The organism is Halorubrum sp. AJ67 (genome assembly GCF_000513435.1).
In genome coordinates, this window is the sequence record NZ_CBVY010000003.1 from 104664 (window position 1) to 109592 (window position 4929).

Consider the following 4929-nt stretch of genomic DNA (forward strand, 5'->3'; position numbering starts at 1 on the left):
GCGTTCCGGTCGACGGGACACTAGTCGGCGACGACTGTAGCATCAAGGAGGCGGTCGTCACCGGCGAGGCGCTCCCCGTCGCGAAGCGAACGGGCGACGAGATCGTCGGCGGCGCAGTTGTCACCGACGGCGCGGCGATCGTCGAGGTCGGCGATCCGGTGACGAGCAGCGTCGACCGCATCACCGACTCCCTGTGGTCGATCCAGAGCGCCGATCACGGGATCCAGCGCCGCGCCGACGAACTCGCGTATCGCATCGTCGGCCTCGTCGCTGCCGTCGCGGCCGCGGTCGGCGTCTGGACCGTCGCCAGCGGCGAACCGCTGTCTGCGGGCGCTATGGGCGTGCTGCTCGCGCTGCTCGTCGCTAGCCCCTGGGCGCTCGGACTCGCGACACCGCTTTCGGTCGCCACGAGTATCCGCGACGCGATGAAGCGCGGCATCGTCGTGCTCGACGACACGATTTTCGAGCGGCTCCGCGATATCGACGTGGTCGTGTTCGACAAGACCGGGACGCTCACGACTGGCGAGATGGAGGTCATCGACGTCAACGCATCGGACGAGGCGCTCGCCGATGCGGCCGCGCTCGAACGGCGCGCCGCACATCCGGCTGCGGCCGCGATCGTCTCTGCGGTCAAGTCGAAGGCTGACAACGCGGAGGCGGCTCAAACCGACGGAGGCCGTATCGACGACACCGGAACGACGCCTGCTGGCCGCGACGTGCGCGACTTCCGGACGCACGCGACGGGCGTCTCCGGAACCGTCGATGGCCGCGACGTGCTCGTCGGAAACCTCGATCTGTTCGCCGAACGAGGCTGGACGGTCACGTCCGAGATCCAAGAAAAAGCACGTGAAGCCCGTGGGTTCGGCCGGCTCCCGGTCGTGATCGGCCGCGACGGACGAGCGGACGGGATCGTCGTAGTCGGCGATAATCCCCGACAGGGATGGCTGGACACGGTCACCGCCCTCCACGAGCGCGGGATCGAGGTCGCCGTCCTCACGGGCGACGACGAGGAGGCGACGGACTTCTTCGCGGAACAGGACGCGGTCTCGTACGTGTTCGCGGACGTGCCGCCCGAGGGGAAGACGGAGGCGATCCGGCGGTTCCAGCGCGAGCGGCGCGTCGCGATGGTCGGTGACGGCACCAACGACGCGCCTGCCTTAGCACAGGCCGCTCTCGGGATTTCGTTGGGAAGCGGGACGGCGCTTGCCGCGGACGCCGCCGACATCGCGATCGTCGACGACGACCTCTCGCTCGTCGAGACCACGTTCGAACTCGCGCGGGCGGCGCGGCGTCGCGTCCGGCAGAACGTCGGACTCGCCTTCGCGTACAACGCGATCGCGATCCCCGTCGCACTCGTCGGGCTGTTCAACCCCGTGACCGCGGCGATCGCGGTCGCTATCTGCGGCGGGCTCCTCGCCGTGAACTCGTCGCGAGACCTCTTCAGAGAGTGATGTCGGCTCAGGCCGGGTCGGACTCTCCGGAGACGGTCGGTCGCGTACTGCTACCGGCTCGTACCGCGTTCGTCGCGTAGACGAGACTCCCGGTGAACAGTACGATTCCGCCGACGAGGAACGCCGAGGCGAACGGCGACGACGGGTCGACGAAGAGCCAGTACAGCGGTGCGGCGACCGACGGTCCCGCGGCGAGGATCGCCACTTTCGCCACGAGCGGGCCGCAGCACCCGCACGCACACGCACCGATGACCGCGGTCGGTCCCGCGTTCCCTGAACCGTCGCTCCCTCCGCGACGCCCCAGCTTCGCCACTGGAATCCGATCAGCAGCGCGTTCAACCCGACCAGTAGACTCACGGTACCGACGAGGATAGCGACGCCGATCGACATGGCCGCGAACACGGGGACGTCCGGGAGGTACACTTCCAGCGTTTGCCACGTCACGCGGATAGACGACCGAGAGGATGTCGACGACGGTCTCCGGCGGCACATCCTCGTCCGGAAAAAACGAGAGGTAGTTCGACGCGGAGACGAAGAACAGCACCGCGACGATCGCGTGTCGGGCGTCCGTCCAGACGATGTATCCGATGAGGACGGGGAGACCATCGGTGGCTCCATGCGAGCCCGGAGCGCACTGTTGGGGAGTCGCTTGAAGGAAGCGCCGCCACACCGACATGGGCACCCTCTCGAACGACCGGTACAGCGTTGAGGGTGCGGGAAATGTCGTCCGCAAAGTTGTAACAACCCACGAACTCGGTCCATCTCGCTCGCCCAATCCACGATTTCGCGGTACGTCGCGTCCATGTGAACCCGCAAAAAGTGGAGCGTGACATGCTTCCAGCCGGGAAATCCGTGGCCAGTCGGATCACTGATCGCCGTTGGACTGGCGGCACAGCGCTTTTGAGCCAGCGACGCGGCTTGCTTAACGAAGCGGAACAGTAGGTTGGACACATTCGACTCTTCCGCTTCGCTACTGCCTTTACAGCGACCTATCCCGCCGCCTTCTGCGGATTCAACAGAGCAGACTCACTCACATCGAATGTCGAAAGTAGTTCGCGCAACTGCTTCGCCCGGCCACTGAGAGATTCGACGTTGTCACTGACCTGTGACATCGACGCCGGCTGCTGCTGAGCGGCGGCGGAGGCACTGTCGCTCTCGTTCGCCGTCTTCCGACCGATGTCCGACACTTCTTCGATCATCGTGACCACCTCCTCGATACTCGCCGCCTGATCGTCCGTCGTGTCGCTGATTTCACGGATATCGGTGTCGGTCTCTGCCGCGTCGTTGATCTCAGATGTTCGTTCTTTCGACGGCGAACGAAGGGGTTGCTTGTGAGACCGGACCGGTGTTACCGAACATAATCGGTCAGTTTCTCGAAAGCTGATATTCTTCGGTCCCCGTTTACTGCGACAGGACAACGTCCAAGTAGACCATGACCCGATCTTTCGGTGCCCCTGGAACCGGACTGTCCCGACGAGAATTCCTTACTGCGACCGGCGCGACTGGCCTTTCAGCATTGGCGGGCTGTTCATCGAAAGCAATTAACGCGCCGACAGCGGCCGCAGGCGGTCCGAACGAAGCACAGACTTCATCTGACCTTCCCTACACCAGTCCTCCGACGGTGGTCAACGTCGACGAGCAGGGAGGCTCCGTGACGATGGGGACGCAGCCGGCGCGACACGCCGTTCACCCGCTCGATTCGATGGGTGGCCCAGTTGAGTTCCCGCGCGTCTGGGCGTGGCAGGCCGACGACAACGATCCGAGCGTACCAGGTCCGATCCTCCGCACGACCGAAGGCAACGATATGGAAGTGACGCTCGACAACACGAACGGACGCCGGCCACACACCATCCACTTCCACGGTGTCACGAAGACCTGGAAGAACGACGGCGTTCCGACATCGACCGGCGTCCAAGTCCCCGCAGGCGAGAAACACACCTACGAGATTCCGGCGAACGTTCCGGGGACGCACTTGTACCACTGTCACTTCCAGACCCACCGCCATATCGATATGGGGATGTACGGAATCTTCCGAGTCGACCCCGAAGGCTACGAGCCGGCGGACCGGGAGTACTTCATGACGATCAAGGACTGGGACTCGCGAATCCCGAAGAAGTGGGCCGGTGAAGCGGACTTCACCTTCGACACGGCCTCGCGCAATCCGGACGTCTTCACCGTCAACGGGAAGAGTGCGCCCCGAACTCTCCACCCGGAACAGGGCTCGCCAATTATCGTCGATAAGGGCGATTTAGTCCGCATTCACCTCGTCAACGGTGGATACATGTCCCACCCGATGCACATCCACAACCACCGCTTCCAGCGCGTCGAAAAAGACGGTGGCATCGTCCCGGAAGCAGCCCGACACGACATCGACGTCACGAATATTGCCCCCGCAGAACGACACACGATCGAGTTCACAGCCGATGCCGACCCCGGTATCTATCTCATGCATTGTCACAAGGTCAACCACGTCATGAACGGGTCGTTCTATCCCGGCGGGATGCTTACCGGGATCGTGTACCGCTCCGTCATGGACTCCGATATCTTCAGCCAACTCATGGATTACGCCGGGTACGAACCGAACTAGCAAGACAAGAATCGTTCACAGAACAATCTGATCGAGCTCTCTTCGGAGCTTTTTCGTACACAAAATCCACCCTTCCGGTCACAAGCGGCTCTGAGAAGCTGCTCTATCTTCTGACGACACCTGTACCGCGTCGACTTTCGATACGATGTCAAGCGGTACGAGAACACCGCCGTACGCGCCGTTGAGAGCGTACTGGCTCCGGTCGGGTGGCACGAAGGTGAGATCCGACAGTGTCTCTCCAAGATGGCCGATACGACGATAGCATGGTTCACAGCGATACAAGGCCGGAAGCCCCCGACTTCAGTCGTGGGAGGAAGGCCGAAGGGGGACCAAAGCAACAGATTGATGACTTGTCCTCCGGAAAATAGTCGTAATCCCTGACAGCCAAATGTGTTGGCAGGGATGGGCTGTCCGTCAGCCAGCCCCGACATCGGGGGCACGCTTGGCCTACCGATAATTAAATTGGCACTGGCCGTGCGGTGCGAGGCTATCCAAGCCCACGACTTCAGTCGTGGGTAGCTGACAACTGGGTCAGTCTGAACCCGAATCGTCCTCTTTCAGTGTACGATCGCCCACGTGGCCCTCGAACGCCGTTTTTCAGTCCTCTCCGTCGAGTTCCGCGACGATTCGCGTTCGCACCGGCTCCACGTCGACCGGGGCCCACGCCTCCACGTCGTAGGTCACGTCGGCGAGCGTCTCCAGGCGGTCGGCGTCGCCGTCGCCTATCGCGTCGACCGCCTCCTCGCGGAGCCGGTCGAGGACCGCGTCCGCGAGCGCCTCGCGGTCGACCGCCCGGTCCGGGATATCGAGGATGTGCGGGAGGTCTTCGGCCCCCTCGGGGAGCGTCGGGAACGCGGCCGGGCCGACCGCGAGCGCGGTTCCGTCCGTGGC

Annotated in this window: 4 protein-coding genes and 1 pseudogene; 2 read left to right on the forward strand and 3 right to left on the reverse strand. The window is 63.6% G+C overall.

Annotated features, from left to right (window positions below):
• Positions 1-1451 (forward strand): cation-translocating P-type ATPase (locus BN903_RS15545; RefSeq protein ID WP_154018043.1); only part of this gene is annotated, 1451 nt, incomplete at its 5' end.
• Between the two features lie 7 nt (positions 1452-1458).
• Here BN903_RS15545 and BN903_RS17890 read toward each other — a convergent pair.
• Together BN903_RS17890 and BN903_RS16425 are read right to left on the reverse strand one after the other, a co-directional pair.
• Positions 1459-2127, reverse strand: a complete 669-nt coding sequence (locus BN903_RS17890) for a hypothetical protein (RefSeq protein WP_052334916.1) — start codon at positions 2125-2127, stop codon at positions 1459-1461.
• Between the two features lie 313 nt (positions 2128-2440).
• Positions 2441-2650 carry a hypothetical protein gene (locus BN903_RS16425; protein ID WP_154018036.1) on the reverse strand — a complete coding sequence of 70 codons (210 nt, stop codon included), beginning with the start codon at positions 2648-2650 and terminating at the stop codon, positions 2441-2443.
• Between the two features lie 233 nt (positions 2651-2883).
• Here BN903_RS16425 and BN903_RS04265 point away from each other — a divergent pair, with 233 nt between their 5' ends.
• Entirely contained in the window at positions 2884-4038 is a 1155-nt protein-coding gene (locus BN903_RS04265) for a multicopper oxidase domain-containing protein (protein WP_048076547.1), read from the forward strand.
• A gap of 597 nt (positions 4039-4635) precedes the next feature.
• Here BN903_RS04265 and BN903_RS04270 read toward each other — a convergent pair.
• Positions 4636-4929 (reverse strand): annotated as a pseudogene (locus BN903_RS04270) (hypothetical protein); the annotation flags it as partial.